The 16,703-nt window shown below is 57.1% G+C and carries 17 protein-coding genes; 9 read left to right on the top strand and 8 right to left on the bottom strand.

Annotation, left to right across the window (positions count from 1 at the left end; all coding sequences use genetic code 11):
* Positions 1–91 precede the first annotated feature (91 nt).
* Positions 92–2,179 (top strand): prolyl oligopeptidase family serine peptidase, encoded by a 2,088-nt coding sequence (locus NW870_RS11470; RefSeq protein ID WP_414375367.1) that lies wholly within the window; start codon positions 92–94, stop codon positions 2,177–2,179.
* On the opposite strand, the gene eno is transcribed toward NW870_RS11470, so the two are convergent.
* The gene (gene eno, locus NW870_RS11465; protein WP_011434092.1) at positions 2,176–3,459 is read right to left on the bottom strand and encodes a phosphopyruvate hydratase; all 1,284 of its coding nucleotides are present in this window, start codon (positions 3,457–3,459) and stop codon (positions 2,176–2,178) included. The two genes, NW870_RS11470 and eno, sit on opposite strands and share 4 nt — an antisense overlap.
* Positions 3,460–3,697: 238 nt before the next feature.
* On the bottom strand, positions 3,698–4,372 hold the full coding sequence (gene ntcA / locus NW870_RS11460; protein ID WP_011434093.1) for a global nitrogen regulator NtcA: 675 nt from the start codon (positions 4,370–4,372) through the stop codon (positions 3,698–3,700).
* 273 nt (positions 4,373–4,645) lie between these two features.
* Between ntcA and NW870_RS11455 the strand changes: the two genes are divergently transcribed.
* Both NW870_RS11455 and NW870_RS11450 read left to right on the top strand, forming a co-directional pair.
* A complete protein-coding gene (locus tag NW870_RS11455) occupies positions 4,646–6,451 on the top strand; it encodes a M61 family metallopeptidase (protein WP_414375366.1) in 1,806 nt (601 codons plus the stop codon).
* Between the two features lie 25 nt (positions 6,452–6,476).
* On the top strand, positions 6,477–7,781 hold the full coding sequence (locus NW870_RS11450; RefSeq protein ID WP_414357013.1) for a hypothetical protein: 1,305 nt from the start codon (positions 6,477–6,479) through the stop codon (positions 7,779–7,781).
* A gap of 22 nt (positions 7,782–7,803) precedes the next feature.
* On the opposite strand, the gene NW870_RS11445 is transcribed toward NW870_RS11450, so the two are convergent.
* Positions 7,804–8,691 (bottom strand): hypothetical protein, encoded by an 888-nt coding sequence (locus tag NW870_RS11445; RefSeq protein WP_414375365.1) that lies wholly within the window; start codon positions 8,689–8,691, stop codon positions 7,804–7,806.
* 321 nt (positions 8,692–9,012) lie between these two features.
* Here NW870_RS11445 and psbV point away from each other — a divergent pair, with 321 nt between their 5' ends.
* Together psbV and NW870_RS11435 are read left to right on the top strand one after the other, a co-directional pair.
* Positions 9,013–9,555, top strand: a complete 543-nt coding sequence (gene psbV / locus NW870_RS11440; RefSeq protein ID WP_414375364.1) for a photosystem II cytochrome c-550 — start codon at positions 9,013–9,015, stop codon at positions 9,553–9,555.
* A 179-nt stretch (positions 9,556–9,734) separates the two neighbouring features.
* Positions 9,735–10,025, top strand: coding sequence for a hypothetical protein (locus tag NW870_RS11435; protein ID WP_414357017.1), 291 nt, complete (start codon positions 9,735–9,737; stop codon positions 10,023–10,025).
* Positions 10,026–10,061: 36 nt separating this feature from the next.
* Here NW870_RS11435 and NW870_RS11430 read toward each other — a convergent pair whose 3' ends face one another.
* From NW870_RS11430 to NW870_RS11420, 3 genes are read right to left on the bottom strand one after another with little or no spacing between them, the layout of a single operon-like run.
* Entirely contained in the window at positions 10,062–10,223 is a 162-nt protein-coding gene (locus tag NW870_RS11430; RefSeq protein WP_414357019.1) for a hypothetical protein, read from the bottom strand.
* A complete protein-coding gene (locus NW870_RS11425; protein WP_414375369.1) occupies positions 10,198–10,407 on the bottom strand; it encodes a hypothetical protein in 210 nt (69 codons plus the stop codon). Before NW870_RS11425 ends, NW870_RS11430 begins: the two co-directional genes overlap by 26 nt.
* A gap of 51 nt (positions 10,408–10,458) precedes the next feature.
* Positions 10,459–11,028: a hypothetical protein gene (locus tag NW870_RS11420; protein ID WP_414357024.1), complete on the bottom strand. Its 570-nt coding sequence runs from the start codon at positions 11,026–11,028 to the stop codon at positions 10,459–10,461.
* 137 nt (positions 11,029–11,165) lie between these two features.
* Between NW870_RS11420 and mnmE the strand changes: the two genes are divergently transcribed.
* The 4 genes from mnmE to gpmI all read left to right on the top strand — a co-directional run bounded on the left by mnmE (position 11,166) and on the right by gpmI (position 15,522).
* Positions 11,166–12,545: a tRNA uridine-5-carboxymethylaminomethyl(34) synthesis GTPase MnmE gene (gene mnmE / locus NW870_RS11415; RefSeq protein WP_414375363.1), complete on the top strand. Its 1,380-nt coding sequence runs from the start codon at positions 11,166–11,168 to the stop codon at positions 12,543–12,545.
* Between the two features lie 110 nt (positions 12,546–12,655).
* Positions 12,656–13,156 carry a DNA starvation/stationary phase protection protein Dps gene (gene dps, locus NW870_RS11410; RefSeq protein ID WP_414330477.1) on the top strand — a complete coding sequence of 167 codons (501 nt, stop codon included), beginning with the start codon at positions 12,656–12,658 and terminating at the stop codon, positions 13,154–13,156.
* A gap of 39 nt (positions 13,157–13,195) precedes the next feature.
* The gene (locus tag NW870_RS11405) at positions 13,196–13,714 is read left to right on the top strand and encodes a tetratricopeptide repeat protein (RefSeq protein WP_011434229.1); all 519 of its coding nucleotides are present in this window, start codon (positions 13,196–13,198) and stop codon (positions 13,712–13,714) included.
* A gap of 215 nt (positions 13,715–13,929) precedes the next feature.
* Entirely contained in the window at positions 13,930–15,522 is a 1,593-nt protein-coding gene (gene gpmI / locus NW870_RS11400) for a 2,3-bisphosphoglycerate-independent phosphoglycerate mutase (RefSeq protein ID WP_414375362.1), read from the top strand.
* Positions 15,523–15,536: 14 nt separating this feature from the next.
* Here gpmI and NW870_RS11395 read toward each other — a convergent pair whose 3' ends face one another.
* Together NW870_RS11395 and NW870_RS11390 are read right to left on the bottom strand one after the other, a co-directional pair.
* The gene (locus NW870_RS11395; protein WP_414330481.1) at positions 15,537–15,851 is read right to left on the bottom strand and encodes a hypothetical protein; all 315 of its coding nucleotides are present in this window, start codon (positions 15,849–15,851) and stop codon (positions 15,537–15,539) included.
* On the bottom strand, positions 15,848–16,435 hold the full coding sequence (locus NW870_RS11390) for a DUF3177 family protein (protein WP_011434226.1): 588 nt from the start codon (positions 16,433–16,435) through the stop codon (positions 15,848–15,850). Before NW870_RS11390 ends, NW870_RS11395 begins: the two co-directional genes overlap by 4 nt.
* Positions 16,436–16,703 lie beyond the last annotated feature (268 nt).

Here is a 16,703-nt window from a genome sequence, read left to right as displayed (position 1 = left end):
TGGTAGTAATCCGTACTGAACATATTATACATTATTTTCAGTATAGTTGAGCTTATTATTGACTAGAGTCATGCTCTAGCGCTTAGGTCTCATGCTCAACTACCCGCCCAGCTATCCCGATCCCACTGTTGTGGACATCTACCACGGGCAGCCGGTGCCGGATCCCTACCGCTGGCTGGAGGATCTGGATTCGGAGCAGACGCGGGCCTGGATTGAGGCGCAAAACCACCTTACCTTTAACTACTTGCAGCAGATCCCAGCCCGGCAGCGGATCCGAGAACGCCTGACCCAGCTCTGGAACTATGAAAAATACAGCCAGCCCTTCAAAGAAGGGGGCCGCTACTTCTACTTCAAAAACGACGGCCTGCAAAACCAGAGCGTTCTCTACACCCAAGAAAGTCTAGAGGGCCAGGCGCGGGTTTTGCTGGATCCCAACACCTTCTCGGAAGACGGCACGGTGGCTCTAGCGGGCATTGCCATCAGCCGCGCTCGCGACAGCGGTGCGGAGCACGCTGGACGGTATTTAGCCTATGGTCTCTCCCGCTCCGGCTCCGACTGGCAAGAATGGAAGGTGCGGGACATCGAAACCGGCGAGGATTTGCCGGATCACCTCCGCTGGGTCAAGTTTTCCGGGGCGAGCTGGACGCTGGATGGACAAGGATTTTTCTACAGCCGCTACGACGAACCGGCCCCCGGCAGCGAATACGAAAGCGCCAACTACTTCCAGAAGCTCTACTACCACCGCCTGGGCACCCCCCAGTCAGAAGATGTCTTGGTCTATCACCGCCCCGACCAAAAAGAGTGGGGCTTTGCCGGCGGGGTTACTGAAGATGGGAATTACCTCATCATCTCCGTCTGGCGGGGCACGGATCCCAAAAACCTCATCTTCTACAAAGACTTGCGGGATCCCCAGTCCCCCGTGGTGGAGCTCATCCGCGAGTTTGAGGCGGAGTACAGCTTTATCGGCAACGATGGATCCCGATTTTGGCTGCTCACCGATCGGGGTGCTCCCCGCCGGCGGGTGGTGGCCGTTGACCTCCAGCAGCCTGAGCAGTTGCAAGAGGTGATCCCTCAGGCGGAAGAAACCCTGCAAGGGATCAGCTTGATCCACAATCAGTTGGTGGCCTTCTACCTCAAAGACGCCCACACCCAGATCAAGACCTTTGCTTTAGACGGCACCTACCTAGGAGAAATTCCGCTGCCCGGGCTGGGATCCGCCAGCGGCTTTGGCGGCAAGCGCTACGACACCGAGACCTTCTACACCTTCACCAGCTTCACCACCCCACCCACCATCTACCGCTACGATTTCACCACCGGCACCAGCACCCTGTTCCGTCAGCCCCAGGTGGATTTCGATCCCCAGGCCTACGAGGTGCAGCAGGTGTCTTACACCAGCAAAGACGGCACCCGCATCCCCATGTTTCTCGTCCACCGCCGTGGCCTGACTCGGACAGGGGATCACCCCACCCTGCTGTATGGCTACGGTGGCTTTGGCATCTCACTTACCCCCAGCTTTTCAGTGGGTCTGGTGGCCTGGCTGGAAATGGGAGGGGTTTACGCCCAGCCCAATTTGCGCGGCGGCGGCGAGTACGGAGAAGAGTGGCACCAGGCGGGCACCAAGCTCAACAAGCAAAAGGTGTTCGACGACTTTATTGCCGCTGCCGAGTGGCTGATAGCCCATGGCTACACCAACCCCGCCAAGTTGGCCATCTCCGGCGGCAGCAATGGCGGCCTGCTGGTGGGGGCCTGCCTGGTTCAGAGGCCGGAGCTGTTTGCAGCGGCCCTGCCGGCAGTGGGGGTGTTCGACATGCTGCGCTTTCATAAGTTCACCATCGGCTGGGCCTGGATCTCCGAGTACGGATCCCCGGAGAACCCGGAGGAATTCAAGGCCCTCTACGCCTATTCCCCTCTGCACAACCTCAAGCCCGGCACTGCCTATCCCGCCACCCTGATCACCACCGCAGATCACGACGACCGGGTGGTGCCCGCCCACAGCTTCAAGTTTGCCGCTGCCCTGCAGGCAGCCCAGGGGGGATCCCAGCCCATCCTCATCCGCATCGACACCAAGGCAGGGCACGGGGCCGGCAAGCCCACCAGCAAGCTGATTGAGGAAGCTGCCGACCGCTGGGCCTTTTTGGTGCAGGTGCTAGGGATCCCCTGGGACGGAACGGGAAGTTAGCGAGCTCTAGGACCCAGGCCCACCCGACCGGCATAAACTGCCGCTTCCCCCAGCTCGTCTTCGATGCGCAGCAGTTGGTTGTACTTGGCAATGCGCTCGCTGCGGCAGAGGGATCCGGTTTTGATCTGCCCGGCACGGGTGGCCACCGCCAAGTCGGCAATGGTGGTGTCTTCCGTCTCGCCAGAGCGGTGGCTGATGATGGTGCGAAAGCCGGCTTGAACTGCCAATTGGATGGCCGAGACGGTCTCCGTCAGGGTGCCGATTTGGTTGGGCTTGATCAAAATGGCGTTGGCGGCGGCGCTGTCGATACCCTTTTGCAGGCGGGTCAGGTTGGTTACAAACAGGTCATCTCCCACCAGCTGTACCCGGGATCCCAGTTGAGCGGTCATGGCTTGCCAACCGGCCCAGTCTTCTTCCGCTAGCCCATCTTCAATGGAAAGGATGGGATAGTTGGCCAGCAGTTGCTGGTAGTAAGCCACCATATCAGCCGCGCTGTGGGCTTTGCCCTCAAAGTGATATTGCCCATCCTGCAGCAGCTCGTTGGCGGCCACATCCAAGGCCAAGGCGATATCTGCTCCCGGTTTGTAGCCTGCCTGTTCAATAGCCGTCATCAGCAGATCCAAAGCCGCCGCATTGGAGTCGAGATCAGGAGCAAACCCCCCTTCATCCCCCACACCGGTGGACAGCCCCTTCTGCTGCAGCACTTGTTTTAGTACCGCAAACACCTCAGCCCCGTAGCGCAGCGCCTCGCGAAAGCTGGCCGCTCCAATGGGCACAAGCATAAATTCTTGAATATCGACGTTGTTGTCGGCGTGGGCGCCGCCGTTGAGCACGTTCATCAGCGGCACCGGCAGCAGGTTGGCAAAGGGCCCCCCCAGGTATTTGTAAAGAGGCAAGCCCACTGCTTCCGCAGCCGCTTTGGCTGTCGCCAGAGAAACTGCCAAAATAGCGTTGGCCCCCAGGCGGGACTTGTTGGGGGTGCCGTCCAGGTCGATCAGCAACTGGTCAATACGGGCTTGGTTGAGGGCATCTTCTCCCTGCAGCTCCGACTGGATGGGGCCAAGGATGTTTTCCACCGCCCTCAGCACGCCCTTACCGCCGTAGCGTTTGGGATCCCCATCCCGCAGCTCATGGGCCTCGAAGGTACCGGTCGAGGCACCGCTGGGAACCTGCGCCAAGCCCGTTGCTCCATTGGCTAGACCCACCAGGGCTTCTAGGGTGGGACGCCCTCGCGAGTCGAGGATCTCATGGGCGGTAATCCACTCGATGGCCGTTTCCACAGTTACACCTCAGCAATTGGCTAGATAGCTCTGGCCAAAGCCAGATCCCCCCATAGACTAGTAGGTTTTTGCCCGCGATCCGGTCAGCTTCCAGAAAACTTTAAGTCTGTCCTTCGGGCACAGAGATTCTTCAAGGCTGCAGCAGTAGATTGAACATAGGCCGGCCAGAGCTTCAACCAGCCGTCGAGCGGGGTTTGCCTGGGCAAGGTGCTACTCAGGAGGTGTTCTCCTCTTCCTTCTAGGCAAAGCGATGGCTCAGCCGCATCGGGTCGTGTACGGTGATCTTCTTCTTGTGAATGGAGATGTACTTCTTCTTGCGCAGCTCTCCCAACAGGCGGGTGATGGTGACGCGGGTTGAGCCAATGGCCTCGGCAATGGCCTGGTGAGACAGCTTGAGATCGATGGTGACCCCATCTGGGCCAGGCACCCCGAAATCGCGACAGAGAATCAACAAAAAGCTGACCAGACGGGATCCCATGTCGCGATGAGCCAGTGTCTCGATCATCATCTCCGTTTGCAAAATGCGGGACGACAGGCTTTTAACCAGCAACATGGCCAGTTCGGCGTTCTCCTGCAAGGATTTTTCCACCTGCTCGATCGGCAGAGAGAGTAACTCGGTAGGTGTAAAAGCCACCGAGTGATAAAAGCGGTCGGAGCGCTGTCCCGTGATAAAGGAGAGCACGCCGAAGATGCTGTTTTCGCGCAGGAGGGCAACTGTGATTTCCTCTCCCATTTCGTAGACCCGCGAGAGCTTAACGGCTCCCTTCACCAAAAAGTAAACCCGCTCCGCCGGATCCCCTGGAAAAAAAATGGTCTTCCCGCGCTCAAACGTTTCGATAACCGGAGGATGGTGAGGGCCTCCCAATTGCTTGAAGGCTGTGATCAGAGATTTTTCCGCTACGGCCACCGCCATACTCATCAACCTTTTAAGGTCAGTTTATACCTAAGATCAACCTATTAAGATCAATCTAGAAGCATTAGGCTAGGTTGCAACCCCTTGACTTCAGAATTTACGAGGATACCAAGATTTACCCTAAAGTAGAAGGTTCTGCCTAGGTATCTTTGTAGCACGCGCTACATTTTTAAGTCTCGTTGCTGCTCTCCAGCCAAAGGCAGAGGTTAGGATAGGAGCCATTGCCGCTGGGGGCTGCGCCAGCCCTTGGCAGTAGAGGGTAGGGTGGGTTCTATGGGGATCCCAGAGGTTATCGTTGCTGCACCTTCTCAACTGAGCCGCCAGCATTTCACAGTGCGGATGCCGGATCCGGCCAATCACCTGCTGGAGGTGGAACTGCAGATCCAAGAGGTGGATCCAGAGGTGCCTTTGCGGCTGCGACTGCCGGTGTGGACGCCGGGATCCTACTTGGTGCGGGAGTATGCCCGTCATGTGCAGGAGTTTCAGGCGGCAACTGAGCAAGGGATCCCTTTGGCCTGGCGGAAGGTGGATAAGAATACCTGGCAAATCGATCCGCCGGGTTCTTCTGCTGTGAAGGTGTGCTATCGGGTCTATGCCTATGAGCTGACGGTGCGCACGAACCATCTGGATTTGACCCACGCCTATTTCAACGGGGCAGCGCTCTTCCTCTACGTGCCCGGTCGCGAGCGGGAACCCTACACTTTGACGGTGATCCCCCCCAAGCCGGATTGGCACATCGCCACCAGTTTGCGGCCTTTGATCTCCTCTTCTGGGGATCCCGCTTCCGGCCAGTCTTTTGTGGCAGAGGACTATGACGAGCTGGTGGATAGCCCGGTGGAGGTGGGTCCACATCGAGTGCAATCGTTTGAGGTGGAAGGGATCCCCCATTACTTTGTGGTTTGGGGGGCGGGCACTCTGGATGTGGAGCGGGCTGTCGCTGATGCTAAGGCGATTGTCAAAACCACAGCCGCGTTTTTCGGTGGGCTACCCTACGACCGCTACTGGTTCATTGTGCATTTGTCGCCGGGAGGATTTGGTGGCCTTGAGCACAAGTACAGCACCACCCTTCTTTACTCTGGGCTGGAGCTGCATCAGCCGGAGTCCTATCGGCGCTTTTTGTCTTTGCTGGCCCACGAGTTGTTTCATGCCTGGAATGTCAAGCGTCTGCGTCCGCTGGCATTGGAAAAGATCGACTACAACCAAGAAAACTATCTGGAATGCCTGTGGTTTTGTGAGGGAGCGACCAGCTACTACGAAAATGTCATCTTGTTGAGGGCAGGGATCCTCAGTGCCGGCGATTTTTTAAAAGTTCTTTCCGAACAGATTGGCCGCTTGCAGCGTACTCCGGGCCGGGCCGTGCAATCGCTGCGGGAGTCCAGCTTCGACACCTGGATCAAACTCTACCGCCCCCACGAAAACACCCTCAACAGCCAGGTTTCTTATTACTTAAAAGGGGCTTTGGTCTGTTGGCTGCTGGATCTGCACATTCGCCACCTTTCCGGCGGTCAGGGATCCCTGGATACAGCTTTGCAGGATCTGTGGCAGCGCTTTGGTCGGTCAGGGAAGGGCTACAGCGACCAAGACTTGCGGGAGGCGTTTGAGCGGGCAGCTGGTGCCGATCTTGGCCGGTTTTTCGCAGCCTATGTGGAAGGCACGGAAGAGCTAGACTACAACACTTACCTACACCCCTTTGGCCTCACCCTTAAAGCCCACTTCAGCCGCCCCAACCCCATCCCATACCTGGGCCTCAATTTCAACGGCGAGGGCAATCGCATCAGCGCAGTAGAGATGGGATCCCCGGCGCAAAAAGCAGGCATCTGGGCCGGCGATGAGCTGGTGGCCCTGGATGGGTTCAAGGTGAGCGCCGCCAACCTGACAGAACGCTTGACAGCCTATCAGCCCCACCAGATCATCTGTTTAAGCGTCTTTCAAGCGGACCAGTTGAAACACTTTTGGATCCCGTTGGATCCCCCTCGGCCTGATGTCTATAGGTTGGAGGTATTGCCTGAGCTGACTCCTGCTCAAGAGGCTCTTCAGCAAGGCTGGCTGGGATCCCTTGTTGTCTTGAAAGAAAAGTAACGGTAATGAAGGGCAGGAGCATCTGATGGACTTAGTTTTGGTTTTATTGATTGGGGTAGCTATTGGTTTCTCGGCAGGTATTTACGTTGCTCGCCAGTATGGGGCAAATCCTAAACTGGAGATCTGGAAACGAGAGATTATCAGAGAGATATCTTCACAGCTAAGCCAACACAGCCAAGAACTCAACGACGCGAACAAAGCGCTAATCAAATTGAGCGAAAGATTGGCAGACAAAATCTCTCAAAAGTTACAGGCTGCCCAAGATAATCTTGAAGAGTTTAAATTTCGCCTTGCCGATAACTGTCAAAGCTTGCTACAAGATTGGAGTAGAGACCTTCTACAGGCTATATCTGTAAAGTTAGCTGAACATGATGAGCAGCTAAACAATCAGCAAGTCATCCTGGAAAACTTAGTGAAAGAAACCGAATATACTTATCAGCAACTACAGGTTGCTCTTCAAAATTCTCACGGATTAGAGATATTTCAAACTACAGATCAGGACTCCCAGAATGATCAGGCTATTCAGGTTATTGATAAAGCACCAGATCCTGAGCCAATAGACGACGTGCCAAGAGATAAAGATGGGACAGCTACTGTTGATATATCAAAGATAGAGTCGTTCTTAAACTCAAAAAACATAAAGATAAAAAGCATAGCTGTGGGAGAGAAAGAGGGAAAGCTAGATCAAATAGCTACCTTTATGGGCAGCCGATACTCTTCGATTAAAAGATTTTATGGAACGATTAAATCAAATATGAATAGCGGGAGTTCCTTCTCCCTAAACCTTAGAGACGAACCTCCACAAGTAATCAGTTCAACTTGCCAAGTTGCTAAGGAGTTACACGGCATCGCATTTTTGGAAGAGTACAGATACTTTAAGGCGCCCAGATGCCTTTTGGTAGCGAGACCCAGTAGGTCGCCTCAGGCGCTGAATTTTCTGGCAGGGAACTGGCTGGAAAGATATGTCAGGGACAAGCTGATTCGCCTTACTGCAGCTCACACGGGAGAGATCAGTTTCTCTTACATCGCGAATGCCCAAGTTACTTTGTCGAACGGGGCTGATTTTGAGATGGATCTTTTCTTCCATATCAATGATAAATTCTACTGGGTGGAATCGAAGACAGGTGAGTACCAAGATAAAATACAGAAATACTCCAGGATCGCTGATGAACTCGGTCTTCAGAGAAGCCAAGCTTTCATGGTTTTAACTGATGTTAGCCAGGATATAAGAAGTAGTCTTTCTTCCCTCTATCATCTGTCAGTGATCGGTGTTGACGAGGTTGAGGCTACCTTTGATGGGATCCTGAAGAGCCATCTCCATAAAGTCTGAAAAAGTCCCAGAGAGCATCAGCTCAGGCCACAATCTTGACGGCTTGTTCCATACACCACCAGGGATCCTCGGCAAAAGCCGGCATGGGAGTGCTGCCTGCCTTGCCCAGAACGGCCAGCCTTACCTCTCGATCTAGACGGGATCCGGCCCCGTAGGGATCCTCGGAGGGGGGCTCCAGCCGTTGCCCCAGAGGGGGCATCACCATAATGCCTGGCTGCATGCTGGTGCTGCTGACCCAGATTTTGAAGCGATCCACCGCTACGTCTGTTCCTTCTGGCAGTTGCATCTGCAGCAGGTAGCGGGGGCCAGAGCCAATCAGCAGGCTCTCGTTGGGGCGTAAACGGGCAGGCAGATCTGGTTGATAGGGGTAAACCAAATCCACGCTGTACCGCCGCTCGTCAAAGACGGTGACATAAACATGCACTGGAGTGGGGGCTCTGTTTCTCAAGGCAATGGCCAGGTTGCGGCCTGCTTGGATTTGCACTTTCCCTTGGGGATCCCGCGGCAGAGGGCTCACTTCGGCAGGGGCAGAGCTGCTGGCCGGGGTTTCCAGTTGGAGAAATTCCACTTCCAAGATGCTGCTCAGCGCATCGCTGGCAGGTTGCAGGTTCAAAAGATTACCAAAAGCAGCCACGTGCTCCAACAGCCGCACCAGCTTGCGAGGCAGGGCCAGTAGCTTCTTCACCGGGATCCGGAAGGCCGCCAGAGCCACCTCTTCCCCCCGCCGGTAAAAGTGATAAGTGGCATCGGGCAACAGCTCTACCCGCAAGTCCGCTGCTTCCGGGTCTGTGTAGGTCAGAAGCGGTGAGGCCGGCAAGGCCGCCAGCAAATCGGCAACGGGCATTTGCACTTGACTGGGATCCGCACAGGTGAAAGCCACCCGCAACGGCTGGAATCGGATAGAGGACATGGGGAAAACCTGGAACGGAGTCTGCCGTATTCTCCTGCTCTGAGGTTGCCAGGCAAGCAAGCCAAGCTCTATATTACCTGCTCATTACCTGCTCAGTTCTCTCGACTGGGCTGTGGCCAAGTCAGCTCTCGGCCAACAGACTCCCAACAGGCCATAGCTCCGTAATCAAACTTAACACCAAAGGCAAATGGAACCATTGGAAAACTATCCCGGATCCCATCTGCAAATGATCTCTTAATGGTCTATTCTTGATCCTGTTGTCGGGTTTGTGGCTGGAGTGGAGCCCACCTCTCCTCTTTCTAGGCTGATCTACGGAGAACCATGTTTAGCAAAGCTTTTTCTTTTCAGAAGGTGTTTGCGCCAGCGCGTCGTCGGTTGCTTGTCCTGCTGTTGGCTGCGTTGATGGCTGGGTTTGGCTGGGGTCTGGCTCCAGTGTTTGCAGCTAAGGATATTCCTGCGGTGGCTCTGTCGCCAACTGAGTCTATTACCTTTACCGAAGCCCAGTTGGCCAAAGGGAAGAAGCTATTCAACACCGCATGCGCCCAGTGCCATGTGGGCGGCCAGACCTATCCCAACCCGGATGTGAGCTTGAAGCTTTCGGATCTGGAGGGGGCAACTCCCCCACGGGATAATGTGCTGGCGATTGTGGATTACATCAAGAATCCAGTCACCTATGACGGGGTAGAGTCTCTGTTGGAGTATCACCCCAACACCCAGCTCACCAGTGAGTATCCACGTCTGCGCAACCTCACCGACGAGGATCTGAAGCTGATTGCGGGCTACATTCTGGTGCAGGCCAAGACCGTTCCCGGCTGGGGTGGTACCAAGAGCGAAAGCCACAGCGACCTATCAGCCTATCTCTAATGCCGCATCTGGATCAGAAGTTGCCTATGAGATGGCGGATCCCGTCTCGCCTCTAGGCCTAGGTCGGGATCCTGGCCTTGTTGTGGCTGGGGCTGGCCAGTCCGGTGGCGGCTCGCATTCATCCTTACCAAGAAAACTGGGTTTAGGGAACTGCCCCGCAAGGGGGAATGCCTGGGGAGATGAGCACCGCTGTCGTAGAGGGGCAGCCCAACACGGTAAGTGCTGTCGCAGAGCCAGGAACCAGAATCTCCTGCCTTTGGGCAGGGGAGTATGTCAAGGATGTCAAAAATCGTTTTCAGTCCGCCTGCTCGAATTGTCATGTGGGCGGTGCCACCTTGTCGGCTCCCAACATTTCCCTCTCTTTGAAGGACTTGCGCGGTTCTACTCCACCCCGAGATACCCTTCAAGCCTTGATGAAGTACCAGCGGGATCCCCGTAGCTACGATGGCTCGGATTCTATCTATGAATGACGTCCTGTGCCCCCTTCCTGGATGGACAACGAAGCCCTAAGAAATCTGGCTGCCTTTATTCGTTGAAGACCTTTCCGTATAGTCCAGCCATCCGGTGAATAAACTCCAACTGGCATCGCGAATGGCCTTGGCCAAGTGGTGGTTCCTCACCAAGTTGCGCACCGGCAAGTCCTCATACGCCACAATGTCGTGAGACAAAGCGCTCCGCGTCGCCGTAGGCGAGTACCACGCACCGGGTCACCTTGATGACACAGTCTCTGCGCTGGCGCTGGACTTTGAGATGCACCTTGCCCAGTCGCTTCCTCTGCTTTGGGTAGTTCTTAGATTGGGGTTTGATCCCCTTCCTATACTTCCGACTTAACCTCCGCTGGTGTCGCTTCAACCTCCTCTTGGCACGACGCAAGAATTTGGGGCACTCTACCTTGTTAGTGCATCAAGCCCACATCCAGCCCCGCCACCTGGCCGGTGGACTCCACCTGCTCCTGACGCTCCACGTCCAGGCAGAACTGGGCGTAGTAGCCATCGGCTCTCCGCACCACCCGCACCGGTTGATTTTCAGGGTGAGGATGTCCTGCCGCACCTCGCCGTTGCAATACAGAGCAAAGGTGCCTGCTTGGAAGCCATCTGTGAAGGTGAGGGACATCCTATCTGCTGCCAGCTTCCAGCCGGAGACTTTGTACTCCACAGAGCGACAGTGTTTCTGGAACTGGGGACAGCCTTTTTGGGCTTCCTGGTTCTGGCAGCGGCGGTAGAAGGTGGAGATGGCAGACCAAGCTCGCTCCGCGCTGGCTTGTCGGGCAGAGGAGTTAAGCTTCTGGGCGAAGGGGAACTCTCTGGCCAAGTTCTTGCAGAGGGCATAGAGGGCAGCTCTGCCAACCCCCTGGTTATCCATCCAGTGGCGCAGGCATTTGTTGCGGATAAACTGGGCAGTGCGGATGGCCTCGTCCAAGGCTTGGTACTGCTGGGCTGTGCCGTTGAGGAGCTTGGCTTCTGGAACGCGCATGGGCACACTTTAGCGCAGGTCTAACGAGATAAAAGTCGTCCTAGAAGGGCAGGGCTTTAAACCCAGTTTTTTGGTAATCGGTGGATGCCGATCTGTAATCCAACGGCTGCTCGAACTCCCTCAGGGCTTCATTCAAGATGGATCCGACTGCGCCCCTGGCCGATACGATCGCTGCCATTGCCACTGCGGTAGTGCCTGAACAGGGCAGCGTGGGGATTGTGCGCCTTTCCGGGTCACGAGCCCTTCCCATTGTCCAAGCCATCTTTACCCCTGCCCGCCGCAACGCAGTCTGGGAGAGCCATCGGCTCCTCTACGGCTGGATCCACGATGAGAAAGGCCAAATCCTAGACGAAGCGCTGGCCGTTTGGATGCAGGCCCCCCGTTCTTACACCCGCGAAGATGTGACAGAGCTGCATTGCCACGGTGGCATCATGGTGGTTCAGGCCACGTTGCAACAATGCCTGCGGCAGGGGGCGCGGCTGGCTCAGCCGGGGGAGTTTAGCCTGCGCGCTTTTCTGAATGGCCGCATTGACCTCACCCAGGCCGAGAGTGTGGCCGATCTGGTGGCGGCCCGCTCCCCTCAGGCGGCCCGGATGGCCCTAGCAGGCTTGCAGGGTAAGTTAGGGGGATCCATTCGCGCCCTGCGCCAGGAGCTGCTGGGTTTGTTGGCAGAAATTGAGGCTCGCCTCGACTTTGAAGAGGATCTGCCCCCCTTGGATGTTGCCGCTTGGCAGGCCCGGCTCCAAGCTATTCAAGCCCAGATGCAAGCCCTGCTGGCCACGGCAGAACGGGGACAACTGCTGCGCACCGGGGTGAAGGTGGCCATTGTCGGGAGGCCCAATGTGGGCAAGTCCAGCCTGCTCAATGCTTGGTCAGGACAGGATCGGGCCATCGTCACCGATCTGCCCGGCACCACCCGCGACGTGGTGGAATCCCACCTGGTGGTGAAAGGGATCCCCGTTCAACTGCTGGACACTGCCGGCATCCGCGCCACCGAAGATCCGGTGGAACGGCTGGGGGTGGAGCGCTCCCAACGCCTAGCCCAGGCTGCCGATGTGCTGGTGCTGGTCATCGACGCCCAAGCGGGCTGGACGGCTGCCGACGCCGCCATCTATGAGTCTGTCCGCCATCGCCCCCTCATCCTGGTGATCAACAAAACCGACCTCGCCCCGCCAGAGGGGATCCCTCTCCCCCCCGAGATTGCCCACCGCGTCCCCGCCGTTGCCGCCCAAGGGAAAGGGATCCCGGAGCTGGAAGAAGCCCTGGAGCAGCTTGTCACCCAGGGACGTCCCCAGCCCAATCTGGAGATAAGCCTGAACCAGCGGCAGGCCGCTGCCCTCCAACAAGCCCAAGCCAGCCTGGAACAGGTGGGGCAGGCCATCCAAGCTCAGCTCCCCCTGGACTTTTGGAGCATCGACCTACGGGGCGCCCTGCATGCCCTTGGCCAGATCACCGGCGAGGAGATCTCGGAATCAGTGCTGGATCAGATTTTCAGCCGCTTCTGCATCGGTAAGTAACTCTATAGACTCCTCCTAACTCATACTCATTTTGAGTTTGTGTTACCATGGGCTCAGTTGGGAAGCCGAAGCGGATCCCCGATAATGGAAACACAGTTAGGAGGTTGGCCATGGTTACCGCCGAGAAAACCCGTCTCTACCCCACCCGGATCGACTTGCCGGCAGAGGCTCGCGCGCAACTGGTGGAGCTGCTCAACCAGTCCTTGGCAGACACGTTGGATCTGAAGACGCAGGTGAAACAGGCCCACTGGAACGTTAAAGGCATGCACTTCATCGCCTTGCACGAGATGTTCGACACTTTTGCCAGCACCCTGGAAAACTACGTGGACATGCTGGCGGAACGGGTTACGGCGCTGGGGGGCATCGCCCGCGGCACGGCTCGCATCGTTGCCCAAACCTCCACCTTGCCGGAGTACGATCTGGCCGCTGAAGAGGGTCGGGATCACCTGCAGGCTTTGGCAGCCCGCTACGCTCAATATGCAGCTTCCGTCCGCCGCAACATTGACCGCACCACCGAACTGGGGGATGCCGACACAGCAGACCTGTTCACCGAGATCTCGCGCCAGATTGACAAAGATCTTTGGTTTATCGAGGCTCACCTCCAGGCGTGACGCCGGCAAGACCCATCACAGGCAAGTGGATCAAGCAAAATGGGCGTTAACGTTCCCCTCCTGTATTTGGTGGCTCTGGCCAGTATCCTCGGCGTGGCGGGCTTCTTTGTCCTGCGGGAGGTGCTGCGGGTACGGGCCCAGGAAAAGGTCATCCGTGAGCTGCAGCCCCGCCTGAGCAAAGGCAAGGGATCCCCGCAGGAGCACTACGAGTTGGGCAGCGTCTATTTGCAAAAAGGCCTCTACGACCAGGCGGTTGCCCAGCTTAAAAAAGCCCTAGAAGTGGCCGGGGAGAACATTCCCCCCGTCTGCAACGCCCTCGGTTTTGCCTACTTCAGCCAGGGGCAGTACGACTTGGCCATCCGTTACTACAAGGATGCCGTGGCTGCGGATCCCGGTTATGTAACTGCTTGGAACAATCTGGCCCATGCCTATGAGAAGAAAAATCTCTATGGCCCAAGCCTGGAAGCTTACGAAACTGCCCTGAAGTTGGATCCCCGAAATGCCATTGCTAAGCGGCGCTCGGAGTCTCTGCGCAAACGGTTGCAGCCCAGCCCCTGAGGATCCCATCTGCAATTTCATCCGCAGAAATACTCTTGACCGCAGCACAGTTGTCCATAGGAGTTGGCTCTAAAGACTCCATCCTGCCTGTGCAGGCACTTCCTTATCCTCTCAAAAGAAGATTGATAATACTGAAATCTTGAGCGCAAATGTAAGATCCGGTATCGTGTTGCCTGGGCTGGTATTATGTCTTAAATAAAACGAGAGGCCATTTCATGGATTCGCAATCGGTAGCACCTGTGGTTTTGGTGATCCTGGATGGCTGGGGTTATCGGGATGCTCTCGATGGCAACGCGGTGCTGGCTGCGGAAACCCCTGTCCTGGATAGCCTTTGGGCTGCCTATCCCCACACCCTGCTGCAAGCTTCGGGTCGGGCCGTGGGCCTGCCGGCAGGACAGATGGGCAACTCTGAAGTTGGGCACCTGACTTTGGGGGCAGGGCGGGTGGTGCCGCAGGAATTGGTGCGCATCAGCGACGCGATAGAGACAGGATCCCTCTTCCAGGATCCCTTGTTGATGCAAGTTTGTCGCCAGCTCAGAGAGCGAGGGGGCCGTTTTCACTTCGTTGGCCTTTGCTCCGAGGGGGGGGTTCACTCCCACATCGACCATCTCTATGGGTTGCTCAAGCTGGCGGCCCAGGCTGAGATTCCGGCCTATGTCCACGCCATCACCGATGGCCGCGACACCTTGCCCCGCGATGGTGCCAGGGTTCTGGCCGCCCTGGAAAAAGAGCTGCAATGGCTGGGCAATGGCGTCATCGCCACCCTGAGCGGACGCTACTACGCCATGGATCGGGATCGCCGTTGGGAGCGCACCCAAAAGGCCTACGAGATCATGACCCAAGACGGCCCTGGCCGTGGACAAAGCGCCGCGGAGGTGATGGAAGCTTTCTATGCCCAGGATCTCACAGACGAGTTCATCCCGCCCACCCGCCTGGCTCCGGGGGCTGTGCAGCCGGGAGATGCGGTGCTTTTCTTCAACTTCCGCCCAGATCGCGCCCGCCAACTTACCCAAGCCTTTGTCTGCCCAGACTTTTCGGGTTTTCAACGCCCCTTGCTGCCGGCTCTCACCTTCATCACCATGACTCAGTACGAGGCGGATCTGCCGGTGCAGGTGCTGTTCAAGCCCCAGAACCTGAATCACCTGCTGGGCCAAGTGGTGAGCGAGGCCGGCCTCAAGCAATTGCGCATTGCCGAGACGGAAAAATACGCCCATGTCACCTACTTCTTCAACGGCGGCATCGAGCAGCCCTTCCCCGGCGAAGATCGCATCCTGGTGCAAAGCCCGCTAGTGACCACCTACGACCAGGCGCCGGAGATGTCGGCAGTGGAAGTGACCGACAAGGCGATAGAGGCCATCGCCCGCCGCGAATACGGCCTGGTGGTGCTCAACTATGCCAACCCCGACATGGTAGGTCACACTGGCAACTACGAAGCCACCATCCGCGCCCTGGAAACGGTGGATCGCTGTTTGGGCCGGCTGCTGGCGGCAGTGGTAGATGCGGGAGGCACTACTTTGATCCTGGCGGATCATGGCAATGCAGAGCTGATGTGGGATGAGAACGGCAACCCCTGGACGGCCCACACCACCAACCCCGTTCCCTGCATTCTGGTGGAGGGGGAAAGGCGCAAAATCCCCGGCTGTGGCGGCGATGTCAAGTTGCGCTCCAACGGCACTTTGGCTGATGTGGCCCCCACCCTGCTGGAGATCTTGGGCCTGCCTCAGCCCCCCGAAATGACAGGACGTTCGCTTTTGCAGCCGGCAGAATACACCATCCTCCAGCGGCAACCCAGTCCTGTGGGGCGGTAGGTGCCAGGGATCCCTTACTCCGTCACTGGGATCCCTTCTTGGGCCAGCCATGCTGTTAGCTCTCCCCAGTTGCGATAGACAGCCAGAACCCGTGAGCGATCGGGGTGATAGGGGGCAGCCAAGCGCTCCAACTGCAAAAAGCGGGCCTGGGGAGGGATCACCGCCGCTTCGGGATCGGGGGGAGTGGGTCGGCGCAAGGAGCTGCTGTAGCCGCGGTAGATCAGCACCAGATCAGACTCTCCCTCGCTTTCCACCTCCACCCGCAGCACCTCTTGCGGGTGGTCTTGGCTATAGCGCTCCAAGGCCAAGGGCCAAGGCAGGGCCCTCATGCTTCCAGTTCCCCCTTATCAGTTCCGGGTCGCAGCCGCCAGACAAAGTAGAGGCTGTAGAGCAGGTAGGCCACCAGCCCCCAGGCCCCCACGCTCCCCAGCAGCTCCGGCGATACATTGGGATGGAAGATCTCCCGAAACCCCAGCGGTGGCCCAAACCAAGCCCGGCACTCCTCTGGCAGAGAAGTGCGGAAAGCACAGGGCACAAAGGCCCCCGAAAAGAGGATCCCGGCCCCCATATAACCAGTCAGGCCCCACCGCCAGAGCAAAAAGGCTCGCGCCGCCCAGGTTCTCGACTGCTCGAGAGCAGCACTCCAGTCCCGCCAAAACCAAAGACAAACCAAGATCAACAGCCGCGCCATTGCTCCACTGAGAAAGCTGACGGGCAGGCCCCCAATCATCAGGTACACCGTCACCGCCAAGAGGCTCGATACCCGCCAATAAACGATCAATAGCTGAATCAAGGGCCGCAACCCCACCGCAAAAGCCCAAATCAGCAGCAGCAATGGCATCACCACCGTCAGCGCCACTGCCAAGCGGTAGTCCAGCCAGATTGCATCCACCAGCCAACTCTGGGGAGTCATCCTCACCCTCTGCCACTCCTGCCCCTTAGTATATGAAACCTGGGGGATCCAGGACGGGACACAGAGAGTTACGGAATGTTAACGCCTGCTGACCATCCCCAGCAAAACTTTACACCAGACAGCTTTCAGAAAGTTTTCCATTTTGCCGCTACCGATCCCCGAAAGTGGTAGATTCTTAGCTAGCTCCTCAGAGGAGCATGACTCTAGTCAATAATAAGCTCAACTATACTGAAAATAATGTATAATATGTTCAGTACGGATTACTACC

It is taken from the genome of Synechococcus sp. R50.1 (assembly GCF_047462115.1).
Classification (GTDB): Bacteria; Cyanobacteriota; Cyanobacteriia; order Thermostichales; family Thermostichaceae; genus Thermostichus.
This window is presented reverse-complemented; position numbering and strand designations above follow the sequence as displayed.

What these genes read in the sequence shown, in the direction of transcription:
- gpmI (WP_414375362.1), top strand. Translation starts at nt 13,930, where the DNA reads ATGGATTCGCAATCGGTAGCACCTGTGGTTTTGGTGATCCTGGATGGC.
- psbV (WP_414375364.1), top strand. Translation starts at nt 9,013, where the DNA reads ATGTTTAGCAAAGCTTTTTCTTTTCAGAAGGTGTTTGCGCCAGCGCGT.
- NW870_RS11395 (WP_414330481.1), bottom strand. Translation starts at nt 15,851, where the DNA reads ATGAGGGCCCTGCCTTGGCCCTTGGCCTTGGAGCGCTATAGCCAAGAC.
- NW870_RS11390 (WP_011434226.1), bottom strand. Translation starts at nt 16,435, where the DNA reads ATGACTCCCCAGAGTTGGCTGGTGGATGCAATCTGGCTGGACTACCGC.
- NW870_RS11420 (WP_414357024.1), bottom strand. Translation starts at nt 11,028, where the DNA reads ATGCGCGTTCCAGAAGCCAAGCTCCTCAACGGCACAGCCCAGCAGTAC.
- mnmE (WP_414375363.1), top strand. Translation starts at nt 11,166, where the DNA reads ATGGATCCGACTGCGCCCCTGGCCGATACGATCGCTGCCATTGCCACT.
- dps (WP_414330477.1), top strand. Translation starts at nt 12,656, where the DNA reads ATGGTTACCGCCGAGAAAACCCGTCTCTACCCCACCCGGATCGACTTG.
- NW870_RS11405 (WP_011434229.1), top strand. Translation starts at nt 13,196, where the DNA reads ATGGGCGTTAACGTTCCCCTCCTGTATTTGGTGGCTCTGGCCAGTATC.
- NW870_RS11450 (WP_414357013.1), top strand. Translation starts at nt 6,477, where the DNA reads ATGGACTTAGTTTTGGTTTTATTGATTGGGGTAGCTATTGGTTTCTCG.
- NW870_RS11445 (WP_414375365.1), bottom strand. Translation starts at nt 8,691, where the DNA reads ATGTCCTCTATCCGATTCCAGCCGTTGCGGGTGGCTTTCACCTGTGCG.
- NW870_RS11435 (WP_414357017.1), top strand. Translation starts at nt 9,735, where the DNA reads ATGAGCACCGCTGTCGTAGAGGGGCAGCCCAACACGGTAAGTGCTGTC.
- NW870_RS11455 (WP_414375366.1), top strand. Translation starts at nt 4,646, where the DNA reads ATGGGGATCCCAGAGGTTATCGTTGCTGCACCTTCTCAACTGAGCCGC.
- NW870_RS11470 (WP_414375367.1), top strand. Translation starts at nt 92, where the DNA reads ATGCTCAACTACCCGCCCAGCTATCCCGATCCCACTGTTGTGGACATC.
- ntcA (WP_011434093.1), bottom strand. Translation starts at nt 4,372, where the DNA reads ATGGCGGTGGCCGTAGCGGAAAAATCTCTGATCACAGCCTTCAAGCAA.